This window comes from Cognatiluteimonas lumbrici, from assembly GCF_006476065.1.
Classification (GTDB): domain Bacteria; phylum Pseudomonadota; class Gammaproteobacteria; order Xanthomonadales; family Xanthomonadaceae; genus Cognatiluteimonas; species Cognatiluteimonas lumbrici.
This window is the reverse complement of the sequence record NZ_ML636798.1, coordinates 515,915-533,710: the sequence shown is the minus strand read 5'-3', so window position 1 is coordinate 533,710 and position 17,796 is coordinate 515,915. Positions and strand designations below refer to the sequence as shown.

12 protein-coding genes are annotated in these 17,796 nt (G+C 71.6%); 6 read left to right on the top strand and 6 right to left on the bottom strand.

Annotated features, from left to right (window positions below; genetic code table 11):
- The first annotated feature begins 24 nt into the window (after positions 1–24).
- Both E4F25_RS02600 and E4F25_RS02595 read left to right on the top strand, forming a co-directional pair.
- Positions 25–909, top strand: coding sequence for a carbon-nitrogen hydrolase (locus tag E4F25_RS02600; RefSeq protein WP_140908701.1), 885 nt, complete (start codon positions 25–27; stop codon positions 907–909).
- Positions 902–2,116, top strand: coding sequence for a TraB/GumN family protein (locus E4F25_RS02595; protein WP_140908700.1), 1,215 nt, complete (start codon positions 902–904; stop codon positions 2,114–2,116). The genes E4F25_RS02600 and E4F25_RS02595 overlap by 8 nt, the downstream gene beginning before the upstream one ends.
- Here E4F25_RS02595 and E4F25_RS02590 read toward each other — a convergent pair whose 3' ends face one another.
- From E4F25_RS02590 to E4F25_RS02580, 3 genes are read right to left on the bottom strand one after another with little or no spacing between them, the layout of a single operon-like run.
- Entirely contained in the window at positions 2,117–5,182 is a 3,066-nt protein-coding gene (locus E4F25_RS02590; RefSeq protein WP_140908699.1) for an efflux RND transporter permease subunit, read from the bottom strand.
- A complete protein-coding gene (locus E4F25_RS02585; protein ID WP_140908698.1) occupies positions 5,179–8,601 on the bottom strand; it encodes an efflux RND transporter permease subunit in 3,423 nt (1,140 codons plus the stop codon). Before E4F25_RS02585 ends, E4F25_RS02590 begins: the two co-directional genes overlap by 4 nt.
- Entirely contained in the window at positions 8,598–9,737 is a 1,140-nt protein-coding gene (locus E4F25_RS02580; RefSeq protein WP_140908697.1) for an efflux RND transporter periplasmic adaptor subunit, read from the bottom strand. The genes E4F25_RS02585 and E4F25_RS02580 overlap by 4 nt, the downstream gene beginning before the upstream one ends.
- A gap of 193 nt (positions 9,738–9,930) precedes the next feature.
- Between E4F25_RS02580 and E4F25_RS02575 the strand changes: the two genes are divergently transcribed.
- On the top strand, positions 9,931–10,290 hold the full coding sequence (locus E4F25_RS02575) for a c-type cytochrome (protein WP_407062821.1): 360 nt from the start codon (positions 9,931–9,933) through the stop codon (positions 10,288–10,290).
- Positions 10,291–10,301: 11 nt separating this feature from the next.
- Entirely contained in the window at positions 10,302–10,727 is a 426-nt protein-coding gene (locus E4F25_RS02570) for a c-type cytochrome (RefSeq protein ID WP_140908695.1), read from the top strand.
- Between the two features lie 34 nt (positions 10,728–10,761).
- Here the strand turns inward: E4F25_RS02570 and E4F25_RS02565 are convergent, their stop codons facing one another.
- On the bottom strand, positions 10,762–12,435 hold the full coding sequence (locus E4F25_RS02565) for a hypothetical protein (RefSeq protein WP_140908694.1): 1,674 nt from the start codon (positions 12,433–12,435) through the stop codon (positions 10,762–10,764).
- A 30-nt stretch (positions 12,436–12,465) separates the two neighbouring features.
- Positions 12,466–13,059, bottom strand: a complete 594-nt coding sequence (locus E4F25_RS02560; RefSeq protein WP_140908693.1) for an NfuA family Fe-S biogenesis protein — start codon at positions 13,057–13,059, stop codon at positions 12,466–12,468.
- A gap of 41 nt (positions 13,060–13,100) precedes the next feature.
- On the opposite strand from E4F25_RS02560, the gene E4F25_RS02555 reads away from it, so the two are divergent.
- Positions 13,101–13,442 (top strand): 4a-hydroxytetrahydrobiopterin dehydratase, encoded by a 342-nt coding sequence (locus E4F25_RS02555; RefSeq protein ID WP_140908692.1) that lies wholly within the window; start codon positions 13,101–13,103, stop codon positions 13,440–13,442.
- 178 nt (positions 13,443–13,620) lie between these two features.
- On the opposite strand, the gene E4F25_RS02550 is transcribed toward E4F25_RS02555, so the two are convergent.
- A complete protein-coding gene (locus E4F25_RS02550) occupies positions 13,621–14,571 on the bottom strand; it encodes an RluA family pseudouridine synthase (protein ID WP_140908691.1) in 951 nt (316 codons plus the stop codon).
- 417 nt (positions 14,572–14,988) lie between these two features.
- Between E4F25_RS02550 and E4F25_RS02545 the strand changes: the two genes are divergently transcribed.
- Entirely contained in the window at positions 14,989–17,769 is a 2,781-nt protein-coding gene (locus tag E4F25_RS02545; protein ID WP_140908690.1) for an Rne/Rng family ribonuclease, read from the top strand.
- Positions 17,770–17,796: the final 27 nt, after the last annotated feature.

The window sequence follows — 17,796 nt, the reverse complement described above, 5'->3', positions numbered from 1 at the left end:
CGCGCGCCCGCCTACAATGGCGGGATGAAGAAGATCCTTCCCGTCGCGCTCGTCCAGGAGCGCAACCATGGCGACGCCGAAGCCAACCTCGCGGTCATCGAGCAGCGCGTGGCGGAAGCCGCGCGCCAGGGCGCGAAGCTGGTGCTGCTGCAGGAGCTGCACAACGGCCCCTACTTCTGCCAGCGCCAGGACGTGTGCGAGTTCGAGCTCGCCGAGCCCATCCCCGGCCCGAGCACCGAGCGCCTGGGCAGGCTGGCGAAGGAGCACGGCGTGGTCATCGTCGGCTCGCTGTTCGAGCGCCGCGGCGCCGGGCTCTACCACAACACCGCGGTGGTGCTGGAAGCGGACGGCAGCCTCGCGGGCAAGTACCGCAAGATGCACATCCCGGACGACCCGGGCTTCAACGAGAAGTTCTATTTCACCCCGGGCGACCTCGGCTTCCATCCGATCGATACCTCGGTCGGGCGCCTCGGCGTGCTGGTGTGCTGGGACCAGTGGTACCCGGAGGGCGCGCGGCTGATGGCACTGGCCGGCGCCGAGCTGCTGCTGTACCCGACCGCGATCGGCTGGGACCCGAACGACGACCAGGCGGAGAAGGACCGCCAGCGCGACGCCTGGATCCTCAGCCACCGCGGCCACGCCGTGGCCAACGGCCTGCCGGTGCTGTCCTGCAACCGGGTCGGGCACGAGCCCTCCCCGGTCGGCGCCGCCGGCATCGACTTCTGGGGTTCGAGCCACGTGCTCGGCCCGCAGGGCGAGTTCCTGGCCGAGGCGCCGGTGGACGCGCCCAGCGTGCTGCTGGCCGAGCTCGACCTGCGCCGCAGCGAGGACGTGCGCCGGATCTGGCCGTTCCTGCGCGACCGCCGCATCGACGCCTACGGCGACCTGCTGAAGCGCTACCGTGACTGAGGCGGCCGCGCCGGGCTGGCGCGCGCAGCCGCACGCCGTGGTCGAGCGCGACGGCGTGCGCTACACCCTGCTCGGCACCGCGCACGTGTCCAGCAGCAGCGTGGACGCGGTGCGCGAGGCCATCGACAGCGGCGCCTTCGACGCCGTCGCGGTCGAGCTGGACCCGAACCGCCTGCAGTCGCTGGTGGATCCCGGCGCGCTCGCGCGGCTGGATCTGGTCCAGGTGCTGCGCGACGGCAAGGCCGCCCTGTTCGCGGCCAACCTCGGCCTGGCCGCGTACCAGCGCAGGCTCGCCGAGCAACTCGGGATCGAGCCCGGCGCCGAACTCAAGGCCGCGGCGCAGGAGGCGCAGGCGCGCGGGCTGTCGCTGCACCTGGTGGACCGCGACGTCGGCCTGACTTTCAAGCGCGCTTCGCAGCGCCTCGGCTGGTGGGGCCGCGCGAAGCTGGTCGCGGGGCTGTTCGCCTCGCTCGTCGCCGACGACGAGGTCCAGGCCGAGGAGATCGAGAAGCTGAAGCAGGGCGACCTGCTCGAAGCCAGCTTCGGCGACTTCGCCGGAGAGAACCCCGCGTTGTACGAGACCGTGATCGCCGAGCGCGACCGCTACATGGCCGCGCACCTGCGCGAACTGGCGATCGGACACGACAGCCCGCGCGAGGTGCTCGCGGTGGTCGGCGCCGGCCACCTCAAGGGGCTGGCCACGCACCTGCGCGAGGACACGGTCGCGCCGGCGGTCGTGCGCGCCGACCTCGAGGCGCTGAAGGCGCCCTCGCGCATCCCCTGGTTCACTATCGCCCTGGCCGTGTTCGTGCTCGGCGGCTTCGCCTGGGGTTTCTGGCACGGCGGCGTCGAGGTCGGCGCCGGCCTGATGCTGTACTGGGTGCTGCTCACCGGCGTCCTCGGCGCGCTGGGCTGCGCCATCGCCGGCGGGCACCCGCTGAGCATCGCCGCGGCGTTCGTGGCCTCGCCGCTGACGCCGCTGCATCCGGCGCTGGCCTCGGGCACGGTCAGCGCGTTGGTCGAGGCCTGGCTGCGCAAGCCGACCCACGCCGACTTCATGTCGCTGCGCGACGACGTCGCCACCCTCGGCGGCTGGTGGCGCAACCGCGTCGCCCGCGTGCTGCTCAACTTCTTCCTCACCAGCCTCGGCACCGCCATCGGCGTCTGGCTCGGCGGCGCCAGACTCCTCGGCGCCCTCGTCGGCTGACTACGCCGGCACGGGTTCGCCGCGGCGGCGGCGGGCGCGGCGCAGGAGGCGGCTGGTGCCGTGGCTGAGGTCGTCGAGGATGGCGTAGATGGTGGGCAGGAACAGCAGCGTCACCACCGTCGAGAACGCCAGGCCGCCGGCGATCGCGCGCGCCATCGGGTAGTACGGCGGGCCCTCGCCGGCGAGCTGCGTCTCCGACAGCGCGATCGGCACCATCGCCAGGATCGCCGTGCCCATGGTCATCAGGATCGGGCGCAGGCGTTCGCGACTGCCGGCCACCAGCGCATCGGTACGGCTCATCCCGCGCCGGCGCAGGTTGTTGATGTGCTCGATCAGCACGATGCCGTTGTTCACCACCACGCCCATCAATACCAGGATGCCGATGAAGGCCATCAGCCCCATCTCGGTGCCGGTGAGCCAGAACAGCCAGTACACGCCGAAGATCGAGAACACCACGCCACTCATGATCGCCAGCGGGAACAGCAGCGACTCGAACACCGCGGCCATCACGATGAAGATCAGCAGCACCGCGATCTTGATCGCCGCGAACATCTGCGCGTTGGCGTCCATCTGGAAGCCGAAGCCGCCGCCCTCGAAGGTGTAGCCGTAGCCAGGCGGGAACTGCACCGCGCCCAGCGTGGACTCGATCGCCTGCCGGGCCTCGGGCATGGTCGCCCCGGGCGCCAGCGCCGCCTGCACGGTCAGCATGGTCTGCCGGTTGATGCGGTTGATGGTGTCCGCCGACGGCGTGACCTCGACGTCCACCAGCGACATCAGCGGCACGCTGCGGCCGCCGGCGCCACGCACCATGAACGACTCGAGGTCGCTGGCGCTGTAGTCCTCGGCGCCCGAGAAGCGCACGCTCACCGGGATCTCGACGTCCTCGCGGTGGAACTCGCGCAGCGAGGTGCCGCGCAGCGCCATGCCGACGAACTGCGCCACCTGCTCGGCGGTGAACCCGGCCGCGGCGGCGCGCTCGCGGTCGACCCGCACCTGCAGCTCGGCGTTGCGGTCGCCGGTGTCTATGCGCACGTCGCGCAGCTTCGGGTTGCGCGCCAGGATCGGCACCAGGTCGTTGCCGAGCTCGGCGAGCACGGTGCTGGAATCGCCGACCAGGTTGAACTGCACGCCGCGGTCGCCCATGCCGCGCTGCCAGCCGATGCCGATGTTGGCGCGGGCCGACTTCGGCAGGCCCTCGCGGATCTGTTCCTGGATGCGCGCGGTGACCGCCGGGTCCTTCTGGTCGAGGTCGACCTCGGTCCGCGCCCAGCCCTGCTCGCTGTAGCGCGAGTAGATGCGCTCGACGTGGAAGCGCTCGCGGTTGGCGTTGATGAAGCGCTCGACCTTGGCCACCTCCGCGCCCATCTCCTCCTTCGAGTAGGCGCCGTGCCACTGGTAGTAGATGCCGATCTCGCTCGGATCCTGCTCCTCGCCGCCGTCGCCCTTGGCCAGCTTCATCGGGATCACGCTCAGCAGCGACACCACGACGATGCCGGTGACCGCCCAGCCGCGGTGCTCCAGGGTCCACTGCAGGAAACGGGCGTAGCGGTCCTGCAGGCGGCGGATGACGCCGGTCTCGGAAGCCACCGCCGGCGGCGTCTTCATCCGCGCCGACAGCATCGGGATCAGGCTCACCGCGACCAGCCACGAGGCCAGCAGCGACACCGAGATGGTGACCGCGAGCTGGGTGAGGTAGATCGTGATCATGTTCTTCTCGCCGAACATCATCGGCAGGAACACGATGCAGTGGCACAGGGTGCCCGCGGATAGCGCGATGGCCACGTGGCGGGTGCCGACGATGGACGCGAGCCGCGGCTGGTCCGGGTACTTCTCGCGCTCCTGGTAGATGGACTCCACCACCACCACCGCGTTGTCCACCAGCATGCCGACCGCGAGCAGCAGGCCCATCATGGACAGGATGTTGAGGGTCACGCCGGCGAAGTGCATGAAGCCGAGCGTCATCACGAAGCAGATCGGGATCGCCAGGGTCACCATCAGCGTGGACGGCCAGTGGCGCAGGAAGAAGAACAGCACCGCGATCGAGAGCACCAGGCCGATCGCGCCGGCCTCGGCCAGCGCCAGCAGCGAGCTGGTCACCTCGCGGCCCTGGTCGTCGGTGACGTCAATGGTGATGCCTTCCATCGCCGGGTCCTCGCGCACCGCCTCGACCTCGGCGCGGACCGCGCGCGACAGCTCCACCAGGTTGGCGGCGCGTTCCTTGTAGATGTCCACGCCCACCGAGGGCCGGCCGTCGACCTGGCGCACGTAGTCCATGCGCTGCGGCCGCAGGGTGACTTCGGCGACGTCGGACAGGCGCGTGCCGCGGTTGCCCAGCGGCAGGTCGCGCAGCTGCTGCAGCGAGTCGATCTCGCCCCTGGGCTGCACCCGCAGCCGTTCGCCGCCGTCGGTGATCATGCCGGCCGACACCGAGAAGTTGGCTGCCTGCAGGCGTCGGACCAGCTCGTCGAGGCCGATGCCGTGCGCGTCCAGGCGCTCGGGCGAGATCGCGACCTCGACTTCCTGCCTGGCCACGCCCTCCACTTCCACGCGGGCGACGCCCGGCAGGCGCTCGAGGCGCCGCTTCAGGTTGCGGTCGATCAGGTCGCCGCGCCCGGTGAGGTCCACGTCGCTGGTCAGGCGCAGGCTCATCGCCTCCTGGTCGGAGGTGCTCCAGCGGAACACGAAGTACCTGCGGAAGTCGTCCGGCAACTGGTCGCGGATGGCGTCGATGCGCTCGCGCGCCTCCGAGGCCGCGATCGCGACGTTGCGGCTCCAGTCGCTGAAGCGCACCTGGATGCCGCCGCCGTTGGCGTCCGCGCGCGAGTTCATGGACTCGATGCCGGACATGGTCGCCAGCGCCTCCTCCACCGGCCGCACCAGGTTGCGCTCCACTTCCTCCGGCGTGGATCCCGGGTACGGGAGCTGCACGAAGAAGAACGGCACCGTGGCCTCGGGGAACGACTCCAGCGGCAGCCGCACCGACGCGATCAGGCCGATGACCACCATCGACACGAAGAACATGATCGTGGTGACCGGACGGCGGATGCTGAACTCGGTGACGTTCATGCGTCGAGCCTGCCCCTCGCGGCGTAGTACTCGTCGGGACGGCGGTCGAGCAGGTCGTACACCACCGGGATCACCACCAGGGTGAGCAGGGTCGAGACAAGCAGGCCGCCGATCACCGTGATCGCCATCGGCGAGCGCACCTCCGCGCCCTCGCCGAAGGCCAGCGCCAGCGGCAGGAAGCCGAACAGCGCGCACAGCGTGGTCATCATGATCGGGCGCAGGCGCGATCGCGCGCCCTCGACCAGCGCCTCGCGCTTGGCCACGCCGGCCTCGCGCAACTGGTTGACCTTGTCGATCAGGATGATCGCGTTCTTGACCACCAGGCCGACCAGCAGGATCAGGCCGATGAACACCACCACCGACACCGGCGAGCGGGTCAGCAGCAGCGCCAGCACCGCGCCGACCAGCGCCAGCGGGATGGTGAACAGGATCACGAACGGGTGCAGCAGCGACTCGAACTGCGAGGCCATCACCAGGTAGACCAGGAAGATCGCCAGCGCGAACGCGAACAGCAGCGAGCGCAGCGACTCGTCCAGCTCCTCGCCCTGGCCGCCGATATGCATGTCCACGCCGGTGCCCAGCGGGTGCTCGGCCACGATCGCCTGCACCTCGCGCACCGCGGCGCCGAGGTCGATGTCGCGCAGGTTGGCGGACACGATCGCCACGCGGGTCTGGTCGGCGCGGTGGATCTCGCTGGGCCCGGTGGTCGCGATCACGTCGGCGACCGCGGCCAGTTCCACCGGCGCGCCCTGCCCCGGGTTCACCACCAGCCGGCGGATGGCCTCGACCGAGTCGCGCTCGGACTCGCGCGCGCGCACCAGCACGTCGATCTTGCGGTCGCGGAAGCTGTAGCGGGTGGCGACGTCGCCGCGCACCTTCTTCACCACCGCGTCCGCGATCTGCCGCGTGGTCAGCCCGAAGGCCGCGGCGCGCTGCTGGTCGAACACGATCTGGATCTCGGGGAAGCCCTGCTCCACCGACGACTTGACGTCGGCGTAGTGCGGGTTCGCGCGAAGCAGCGCGGCGAGCTTGCGCCCGGCCTGCTGCAGCGCGTCCAGGTCCTGCCCGCGGATCTCCACCTCCAGCGGCGGCGACAGGCTGAACAGTTCCGGGCGCGCGAAGTCCACCTGGGCATCGCTGCGGCCCTGCATGCTCGCGCGCAGCTTCTCGGTCTCGCGCGCCTCGAGCTCGCGGCTGCCGCCGCCTTCCATCACCACGGTCAGCTTGCCGATGTTCTCGCCGCTCTCGGTCGGGCTGGCGTCCAGCCGCGTGCCGGTGCCGCTGACGCCGTACAGCGCGCGGATGCCCTCGTCGCCGGCATGCTTCTCCTGCAGCTCGCGCACCAGGTCGTCGGTCTGCCGGAGCGGCGTGCCCGGCGGCAGCTTGACGGTCATCTCGAAGCGGTCCTGGGCGAGCTGCGGGATCAGGTCCGCGCCCAGCAACGGCGTCACCAGCAGGGTCAGCGTGAAGGCGGCGCCGGCAAAGCCCAGCACCTTGCCCGGGTGCCGGAGCGCCGCTGGCAGCAGCCGCAGGTAGCCGCGCTCGGCGCGGCCATAGGGTGCCATGGCCAGGTCGCTGGCCTTGCGCATCACCGGGGCCACCACCGCCACCAGCCCGCGCCAGGCGCGGATCACCAGCCAGGCGATGCCGAAGAACACGCCGCGGAACAGGCCGCCGATGCCGCGCCCGGTCCAGGCCACAGGCTTCTGCCAGGTCCGCGCGGGTTGCCAGCGCGGGTGCGGCGGCTCCTCCGGGAAGCTCAGCGGCGCCCGCCCCTTGAGCGAGGCCAGCATCGGGATCAGGGTCATCGCCACCGCCAGCGAGCACGCGATCGCGATCGCCACGGTCAGGGCCTGGTCGCGGAACAGTTGGCCGGCGATGCCCTCGACGAACACCAGCGGCAGGAACACCGCGATCGTGGTCAAGGTGGAGGCCACCACCGCCATGCTCACCTCGCGGGTGCCGGCGATCGCCGCCTCGAGGATGCCGAGCCGGCGCTCGCGCGCCTTGGCGATGGACTCGAGCACCACGATCGAGTCGTCCACCACCAGGCCGGTGGCCAGCGCGAGGCCGCCGAGCGACATCACGTTGAGGCTCAGCCCGAGCTGGCCCATGAAGAAGAAGGTCGTGATGATCGAGATCGGCAGCGACAGGCCGATCACGAACGTGCTCCAGCCGTCGCGCAGGAACAGGAAGATGATCAGGATCGACAGCATGCCGCCGATCACCGCGTCGAGCTTGACGTCGTTGATCGCGTGGCGGATGAACACCGACTGGTCGTCGATGGTGGTCAGGGCGATGTCGGCGGGCATGCGCTTGCGGATGTCCGCGAGCCGCTCCTCGATCGCGTCGGCGGTGGCGACGGTGTTGGCGTCGCCTTCCTTGTACAGCGCGAGCTCGACCGCCTCGTGGCCGTCGAGGCGGATGATCGCCTCGCGCTCCTTGTAGCCCTGGCGCACGGTCGCGACGTCGCCCAGCCGCACCGCCACGCCGCCGGCCGGCTGCGAACCGCCGGAGCTGCGCGCGCCCATCGCCGCGGCCAGCACCGCGGCGTTGCCCGAGGCCGCCGCGACCCGCGCCACCTCGTCGGCGGCGCCGTTGTCGCCGGCCTGCACGGTGCGCGTGGTCAGCAGCAGGTCGCGGATCTCCTCCACGCTCGCGAACTGGTTGACGGTGCGGACGAGATACCGCTGCGAGCCTTCCTCGAGGCGGCCGCCGGAGATGTTGATGTTCTCCTGCTGCAGGCGCTGGATAACGGTGTCGATCGACAGCCCGAGCCCGGCCAGCTTGCGGCCGTCCACGTCCACCTGGATCTCGTCCTCGAGGCCGCCGCCGACCTTGACCGCGGCCACGCCCTCGACCGGCTCGAGCTTCTTCTTCAGGTCCTCGTCCGCGTAGCGGCGCAGTTCCATCAGGCGGCGGATCGCCTCCTCGCCCGAAGCCGCTTCCTTCGGCGACAGGACCAGCCGCATGATCGGCTGGGTCGACGGATTGAAGCGCAGCAGCACCGGGGCCTCGGCCTCGAGCGGGAACTGCAGCGCCTCCATCTTGTCGCGCACTTCCAGGCTGGCCTGGTCCATATCGGTGCCCCAGGCGAACTCGAGCACGACGTCGCTCTGCCCGGTGCGCGACACCGACTTGAGCTTGCGCAGTCCCTTGACCACGCCCAGCGCCTCCTCGGCCGGCTCGGTGATCAGGGTCTCGACCTCGGCGGGCGCGGCGCCGGTGTATTCGGTGCGCACCGTCAGCGTCGGATAGCTGAGGTCGGGCAGCAGGTTGACCTTGAGTCCGCCGAGCGCGATCAGTCCGAACAGCACGAAGGTCAGCGTGACCATCGCCACCGTCACCCTGCGGCGCGTGGCGAAGCCGACCAGGCCGCCCGCGGCGACGTGGCCTTCCTCTCCGGGAACCGTGCTCATGGGGCCTGCTTCGGCTCTTCGGCGGCCTGCGCCGGCGCCGGCTCCGGCTCGGCGCCGAGCACCTGCACCGGGCTGCCTTCGCGCACCGCGGACTTGCCGGCGACGATCACCGCGTCACCGTCCTGCAGTCCCTCGCGCACCTCGATCCACTTGCCCTCGCTGTAGCCCGGGGTGATGGTGGTGCGCACCGCGCGACCGTCGCGCACGACGTAGACGGCAGGCTTGGCATCGTCCTCGAGCAGCGCGTTGCGCGGGATCACCAGGGCGTTGGCGCGCTGGTCGTAGTCGATCGCGATGCGCCCGAACATGCCCGGCTGCAACAGCCCGGCGTTGTCGAAGGCGCAGATCACGCGGAAGGTGCCGCTGCCGGCGTCCACCACCGGCGACACGCGGTCCACGGTGCCGGCGAAGCTGCGGCCCGGCAGTGCATCCACCTGCAACTGCACCGGCAGCCCGGGCTTCATCGTCGCGAGTTCGCGCTCGGGCACGTTGAGCGTGGCCTCGAGCCGGTCGCTGTCCACGATGCGCAGGATCGGGCTGTTGATCTGCACGAAGTTGCCGGGCTTGATCGAACGCTGCGCGATCACGCCGGAGATCGGCGCGCGCACGCTGGCATAGGAGACCTCGAGGTTTGCCAGCCGGTTGGCGGCGCGCGCATTGGCGAGGTCGTACTTGATCTGGTCGAGGTCGCTGGCGCTGACCAGCTGCTGCTCGGCCAGCTTCTCGGCGCGCGCGTAGTTCGCCTCAAGCTTGCGCACCTGCGCCGCGCTCTGCGCCGCCTGCAGTTCCGCACGCGCGGCGTCCAGCCGCACCAGCACCTGGCCGGCGCGCACGCGCTGCCCTTCCTCGACGTGCACCGACAGCGCGACGCCGCTGGTCTTCGCCACCACCTGGGCGTCGGCGCGCGCCTCGAGCGGCGCGGTGCCGGTGTAGCTGGCGGCGATCGCGCGGCGTTCGGCCCGGGCGACCTCGACCGGCACCGCGTCGGGAGCCTGGTCCTTCGCGGGTCCGCCGGCGCCTTGCGGCGCGCCCTGTCCCCCGCCGCACGCGGCCAGCGCAAGCAGGAGCACGGCACACGGGAACAGCGGCACCAGCAGGCGCGATCGGCCGCGGTTCGGGTCGGTCGTACGGGTCATCGGTCGCTCGAAGTGGGGTGTTGTATGTAGGTATATCACCGGCGGCGGGCGGGGATATCCGCCAGAGGTCATGGTGGTCGTTGGACACCGCCGTTGGGCTTGCGTTCACGACACCGCTATACTGACGCGATTGCGCGCGGCGCTGTCGTGCAGCGTGCTTCCCATCCTCGTTTCGAATGCGGACAAGCCCATGATCCGAGCGTTGCTGATCGCCTCCTGCCTGTGCCTCGCGGCCACCGCCGCGGTTGCCCAGGACGCCCCCGCCACCCCGGCCGACACGGCCACGGCCACGGCCAACTCCGGCGGCAGCGCCGAACGCGGACGCGTGCTGGCCTACACCTGCCAGGGCTGCCATGGCGTCACCGGCTACACCAACGCGTACCCGAACTACCACGTGCCGAAGATCGCCGGGCAGTCCGAGGCGTACCTGGCCAACGCCCTGGCGGAGTACCGGCAGGGCAACCGCCAGCACCCGACCATGCAGGCACAGGCGCAGGGCTTCTCCGAACAGGACATCGCCGACATCGCCGCCTTCCTGTCGAGCCTGAAGTGAGCAGCCGCCCCATGACGAACAAGCCCCTCCGCAACGCCCTCGCCCTCGTCCTGCTCGCTTCCTCCGCCATGCTCGCCGCCTGCGGCGGCGGCGAAGGCCACGAAGCCCCCGCGCGGTCGGGCTCCTCCGCCGGCCTCCCCGAAGGCAACGTCGCCTCCGGCGAGCAGCTTGCGCAGCGCAAGGGCAAGGCCACCGGCCAGGCCTGCATCGACTGCCACGGCGAAGCCGGCAACGCGCCGATCGATCCGTCGTATCCGAAGCTGGGCGGCCAGTACCGCGACTACCTGGCGCACGCGCTGCAGATGTACCGCGCGGGCACCCGCAGCAACGCGCTGATGGCATCGCAGGCCAGGGACCTGACCGACCAGGAGATCGCCGACCTCGCCGCCTACTTCGCGGCGCAGCCGTCGGAGCTGCGCGACCTCAGCCACCTGTAGGCGGGGTCGTCACCGGGCCGGGCACGCCCCGGCCCTACAGCGCGTCCTGGTTCTCCTGCAACGCGGGCTTCCACGGGATGTCCGGCGGCGGGCGCGCTTCCGCTTCCTGGTCCTGCATGTCGGGATCGTCCACGCCGCAGGCGCCGCCGAGCGCCAGCAGCGACACCACGCAGTGGATCTTCTTGCCGGTTCCCGGGATCGCGATGCTGACCTCGCGGATGCCGCGTCGCACCCACTCCTCCAGCAGCGTGCCGCCCGGCAGCCAGTAGCGGTCGAAGCGGGTCGGCTCGTAGCCGATCGGCGGCCGCTTGAGCCAGGTGCCCTCGCGGTCCAGGTCCTGGATGTCGGCGGTGACCGTGCCCGGCGGCAGGCCGCCGCCGGCTTCCGGCTTGACGCCCGGCGGCAGGCGCGGGCGGCCGGTCTCGTCGAACAGCCCGGTGCCGGCCTGCCCGCCCGGACGGTAGCGGTCCGACAGGCCCCAGTCGTCGCCGGCCCGGGTCGTCGGCAACGCACCTGCCGGAGCAGCGGGGTCGGCACCGGCGCCCGGGTTGGTCCCGGTGGCCTGGCCGCCGCCGCTGCCGGCCACCGCCGTGCCCCCGTCGACCATCGCGTTGCCATCCTCGGTGCCGGCGCCCTGCTCGCCCGCTCCGGTGGCGGCCGTGGTGCTGCCGGCGTCCGTGCCCTCGCCGTCGTCGCGGCCGTCCTCCGCCCCGGTGCCGGCCACCGCCGGCAACGCGCCCGGTTCGGTTGCCAGCCCGGGCACGCGGATCGCCGCCTGCGGCACCTCGACGCGGCGCGCGGTGGCATCGGGCAAGGGCGGCGCAGGCGCCGGCAGCGCCTGGACTTCCGCGGCGAGTTCCGGAACCTCCAGCTGGACTTCGCGCACCGGGGTGTCGCGCGGTTGTGCGCGCACGGCCGGCGTTTCCACCACCTCGATCTCACGGGCCTCTTGCGCGAGTTGCGGCACGCGCACCTCGACGCGCGGCACCGCCACGGTGCGCGGGGTCGGCGGCGGCAGCACGAACGGCGCATCCTCGACCGGCGGCGCCTCGGTGACCTGCACCGGCTGCGACGTGGGTTCGGGCGGCGCAGGCGGGGCGGGTTGGGGCTCCGGCTCGGGTTCGGCACGTGCGGGCGGCGCCGGGCTGGCCTCGGCGACACGCGCCTCGGGAGGCGAAGGCGCCGCGGCGGGCGCGGCCGACGCCGGTTCGCTGGCGACCGCCGGTTCCGGCTCCGGCCCCGCGGCCGCGCCGCCGCCCTGCTCTTCCGGCGTGCCCTCGCCGATGAACTCGACCTGCACCACGTCGTCGCCGAGGTCCTGCATTGGCTCCCCGCCATAGCGGGCGTAACCCACCCACAGCAGGAAGAACGCGATGAAGAACTGCGCCAGCGCCGACACCGTCATCGCCGCGATGCGCTGGCCGCGCTCGTCGCGCGACGCCGGGTGCCACTGCTGCCGCCAGAGCGTGGTGAAGGCCTGCCAGTCGTTGAGCTTCGGCAGCCTGCGCGGCACCTGCCGCAGTTCGCGCTGCAGCATCAGCGCAACGATCGCGTCCGCGGTGGCGCCGCTGATCGTGCCCATGCGTTCGCGCAGCGCGGCGAACCAGGCACGCCACCCGGGCGGGAACTCGCCGGCGGGATGCTGCGGACGCAGCGACCAGCGCTGGCGCCTGCGCAGGGCTTCGATCAGTTCGGCGGAGGTGAACATCCTCGGGGGACGCCCGTCGCCGTCCGCGCCCTACGCGGCGTCGCGCGGCACGTACGGAGCCTGTCCGGTGTCGTGGTCGGTGGCGTCGCGGACCGCGGTCACCCCCGGCACCCTGGCCAACAGCGTCTTCTCGATGCCGTTGCGCAGGGTCACGTCCACCATTCCGCAGCCGTGGCAGCCGCCGCCGAAGCGGAGCACGACCACGCCTTCGCCCGTGACCTCCTGGAGCGCGACATTGCCGCGATGCATGGCGAGCTGCGGGTTGATCTCGTGCTCGATGACCCAGCGCACGCGCTCCACCAGCGACGCCGACGCGTCCGGTTCCTCGCCCTTGATCTTCGGTGCGCGGATCTGCAACTGGCCGCCCGCCGGCTTCTGCTCGTAGTCGATGAATGCGCCATCGAGCCAGCGTACGCTGGCGGCGTCCACCCACAGCGTGAAGCCGGCGCAATCGATCGCCCATTCGTCGCCGGACAGGTCGTCGGGCCCCGCGAACTCGAGCCGCACGTCGGCGGAAGGCGTGCCCGGCTGGCGCGCGGCGAGGCGCACGCCCAGCCCCGGGATGCCCTCGCGTTCGATCAGGCGGTTGAAGTGCGCCTGCGCCGATTCGGAGATTTCGATCATGGGGCTATTCTAGCCAGCCCGACCGGCCGGAGGCTGAAGACATGCCCGACCTCGTTCCCCTCGACCAGGCCCATTGCATCGCCCGCCGCGGCAGCGAGCACCGGCTCACCGAGGCGCAACTGCGCGAACTGCAGCCACAGGTGCCCGGCTGGGAGCTTGCCGAAGGCGGCAAGGCGCTGGTGCGGACCTTCACCTTCAAGGACTACTACCGCACGATGTCGTTCGTGAACGCGCTGGCGCACATGGCCAACCGCGAGGACCACCATCCGGACCTGTCGGTGCATTACGACCGCTGCGTGGTGCGCTATTCGACCCACGATGCCGGCGGCCTGACCGAGAACGACTTCATCTGCGCCGCCCGCGCCAGCACCCTTGCTGGGTAAGTCGGCCGCTGCGCGGCCTGTGAGCGGCGGCTGCGCCGCCTGGTAAGTCGCTCGCTGCGCTCGCTGTAAACAGGAAGAGCAAAAGCTCTTGATTTTCCTGTTTACAAGGGCGCGTAGCGCCCGCTCACAGGCGGCGAAGCCGCCGCTCACAGCGAAGCGAAGCGAGCGACTTAACCTGTCACACGAGCCGGTCTAGCACCGCGGTGAGATCGTCGGGCAGCGGCGCGTTGAGCAGGTAGGAGGCGCGGCCGCCGTCGAGCGCGAATTCCAGCGAGGCCGCGTGCAGCGCAAGCCGCTTCAGGCCGGCTTTCCCGCGCAGGCGCCGGTTCGCCTCCGGGTCCCCGTACTTGTCGTCGCCGGCCACCGGGTGGCCGATGTGCTGCGCGTGCACCCGGATCTGGTGGGTGCGGCCGGTGTCGATGCGGACCTCGCACCAGGACTGCCCGCCGCGCCGTTCCAGCAGCCGGAAATGGCTCAGCGAGGGCTTGCCGGCTGCGTCCACCCGCACGTGGCGCTCCCCGCCCTGGCGCAGGCCCACGTGCAGCGGCGCGTCCACGCTCATGGTGCCGTCCGGCATGCGCCCGGCCAGCAGCGCCAGGTAGCGCTTGGAGATGCCGCCGCGGTCCTCGCGCATCAGCGCCTGCAGTTCCGCCAGCGCCGAGCGCTTCCTGGCCACCAGCAGCAGGCCGGAGGTGTCGCGGTCGAGCCGGTGCACCAGTTCCAGCGTCTCGCGTGGCCGCAGCGCCCGCAGGGTCTCGATCGCGCCGAAGGAAATGCCGCTGCCGCCGTGGCTGGCCACGCCGGAGGGCTTGTTGATCGCCAGCAGCCGGGCGTCCTCGAACACGATGCTGGCCGCCATCGCCTCGAGCATCCCGGGGGACGGCGTGCCCCGGTCGGCCGCCTCCTCCAGCCGCACCGGCGGGATCCGGACCGCGTCGCCCGCCTCCAGCTTGCGCTCGGCCTTCGCGCGGCCGCCATTGACCCGGACCTGGCCCGAGCGCACCAGCTTGTAGACCAGGCTGCGCGGGGCGCCCTTGAGCTGGCCCAGGAGGAAGTTGTCCAGACGCTGGCCGGCCCGGTCCACGGGCACCTCCACGGTGCGGGCGGACGGCTTGTCGGGAAGGGCCATGGCGTGCCTTGATCTGCTACACTCGCCGCGCGAGATAAGGGTTTGATTTCGCAGGGAGTTGCAGCCAGGGCCGAAAGCCCGCCTCCCGCGCGATTCCGGCAGCAGTGCGCGACCTCCGCCCCCGGGGCGGCCATGTTAGCGGCTCGCCGGCAGGCCCGGCCATCGCCCGGCGCGTCAGACGCCGGCGCTGAACAATGACCCGTGCGTCGCGCAGGCCCGAAGGCCGTGGCGCGACGCCGGCCCGAAACGGATACGAGAACGAACAAGCGCTCCCGCGGCCCGCCGTGGTGTCGTAGCGCTGGAAAACCTGGGGGTCCCGCCGCTGCCCCGGTGCGCAGCGGGACTTGCGGTGTGGATCCAGAGGCGAAACGCCCCACGGCGCCGTCGCGAGCAGGAATGCGCGAAGGACGCCAGACAATGAAAAGAATGCTGATCAACGCGACCCAGGCGGAAGAACTGCGGGTCGCGATCGTCGACGGCCAGTCGCTGTACGACATCGACATCGAGCAGCCGTCGAAGGAACAGAAGAAGTCCAACATCTACAAGGGCCGCATCACCCGGCTCGAGCCGTCGCTTGAGGCCGCCTTCGTCGAGTACGGCGGCGAGCGCCAAGGCTTCCTCCCGCTCAAGGAGATCTCGCGCGACTACTTCCGCGCCGGCGTGGACCCGTCCAAGGCCGGCCTGAAGGAGCTGCTGCGCGAGGGCCAGGAAGTGGTGGTCCAGGTCGAGAAGGAGGAACGCGGCAACAAGGGCGCCGCGCTCACCACCTTCATCTCGCTGGCCGGCCGCTACATGGTGCTGATGCCCAACTCGCCCACCGCCGGCGGCGTCTCGCGCCGGATCGAGGGCGAGGACCGCGCCGAGCTGAAGAAGGCGATGGACGCGCTCGCCATCCCCGACGACATGGGCGTGATCATCCGCACCGCCGGCGTCGGCCGCGACGCGGAAGAGCTGCAGTGGGACCTCGACTACCTGCTGAGCGTCTGGAAGGCGGTGGCCGAGGCCGCGCTGAGCAAGCCGGCGCCGTTCCTGATCTACCAGGAGTCGCGCCTGATCATCCGCGCGCTGCGCGACTACATGCGCCCGGACATCGGCGAGATCCTGGTGGACACGCCGGAGATGTACGAGGAGGCGCGCGAGTTCGTCGAGCAGGTGATGCCGCACAACCTGCGCAAGCTCAAGCACTACACCGACGACGTCCCGCTGTTCAACCGCTTCCAGATCGAATCGCAGATCGAGAACGCCTACGAGCGCGAGGTGCGCCTGCCCTCCGGCGGCGCGCTGGTGATCGACCAGACCGAGGCCCTGACCGCGGTCGACGTCAACTCGGCGCGCGCCACCAAGGGCAGCGACATCGAGGAGACCGCGTTCCACACCAACCTGGAGGCGGCCGAGGAGGTCGCGCGCCAGATGCGCCTGCGCGACCTCGGCGGCCTGGTGGTGATCGACTTCATCGACATGTCCTCAAACAAGCACCAGCGCGAGGTCGAGAACCGGCTGCAGCAGGCGCTGCGTTCGGACCGCGCGCGCGTGCAGCTCAGCCGCATCTCGCGCTTCGGCCTGCTGGAGATGTCGCGCCAGCGCCTGCGCCCGAGCCTGGGCGAGTCGAGCCAGGTGGTGTGCCCGCGTTGCGAGGGCCACGGCCGCATGCGCAGCATCGAGTCGCTGGCGCTGTCCATCATCCGCGTCTCCGAGGAGCACGCGATGAAGGACAACACCGGCCAGGTGCTGGTGCAGGCGCCGGTGGAGATCGCCAACTACCTGCTCAACGAGAAGCGCCGCGCGCTCGCCGGCATCGAGAAGCGCCACGGCGCCCCGATCGTGATCGTCGCCGATCCGCAGCTGCAGACCCCGCATTACGAGGTCACGCGCATCCGCGAGAACGAGCTCGGCGAGGAGAGCAGCCGCCCGAGCTACCAGCGCGGCACCCCGCGCAAGCTCGCGACCATCGCCCTGACCAAGGCCAACCTCAACGTGCCGCCCGCGGCCGCGGTGACCAACGTGCGCCCGGCGCAGCCTGCGCCCGTGCGCGAGCCGCGCGAGGAGGCCCCGCCCGCGCCGGTCGAGTCCGTGCAGGCGCAGGAACGCGGCACCGGCCTGTGGGACCGGATCCTCGGTTTCTTCGGGGCCGGCGAGCCGACCGTGGCCGGCAAGCCGCAGTCGCGGCGCAAGCCGCAGGGCGGCCGCTCCGGCGAGCGCAACGAGCGCCCGGAGCGCGGCAATGACCGCAGCGAGCGCGGCGAGCGCGGCAACCGTCGCGGCGGCCGCGGCCAGCGCAAGCAGGACAACGGCCAGCAGAAGCAGGAGCGCGGCAACCGCCAGGAGCGCCAGGAAAAGCAGGACAGGCAGCGCCAGGAGCAGCCGCCTAAGCAGAAGCAGCCGAAGGCGCAGCGGCAGCAGCGCAACGAGGCGTCCAGGCCCGCGCCGGCCGCCGAGTCCGAAGTCCGGAAGGACGTCGCCGCGCCCGCCGAGGCCACGGCAGCAGCCGCGGCCGCAGTCACCGTGGCGCCCGCGCAGGCGCGCGACGAGTCCGCGCGCGATGCCACCCCGCAGGTTGCCGGCAACGACGACGCGCAGGCTCCTGCCGGCAACGATCCGCAGGCCGGTGCTTCGGCTGCGCCCGCGGCTGGCGAGCAGGCGTCCGGCGAAGGTAGCGGGCGTCGCCGTCGCGGTCGCCGCGGTGGCCGTCGCCGCCGTCGCAACGCCGAGGCGGCGGCGTCCGGGAACGACGGGCAGGCCGGCGCCGACACCGACGCGCAGGACGCCGACGTCGCACCCGCGCAGCGCTCGCAGCCGGAGTTCGACTTCGACGACAACGCGCCGGCGGCTGCCGCCGCGGAAGCGATCCAGGCGCCCGTGGAAGCCGCTCCGGAAAAGGCGCCTGCCGTTCCCGGGACGGTGGAGCCACCGCAGGCCGTCGCCACCGAGGCCGAACCCGAGTTCGTGGCTGAAAAAACCGCGCCTGTGGCGGAGACCACGCCCGATCCCGCGCCGGAAGCAGCAGTGCCCGCGGCCGACGCCGATGCGCCGCCGGGCCTTGCGACCGAGTCCACCCCGGGCCTGTTCGATGCCCTGCCCGAGCCGGAACCGGTGCAGCCACCGGCCGAGGCCGCAGCCGACGCGACTTCGGAGGAAGCGGCGGACGAGCCGGTGCAGCCCGAATCGCTGGACGAGGACGCCGAAAAGCGCAGCGCGTGACTTGCGTGCCTGCCGCCTCCCCGTGGG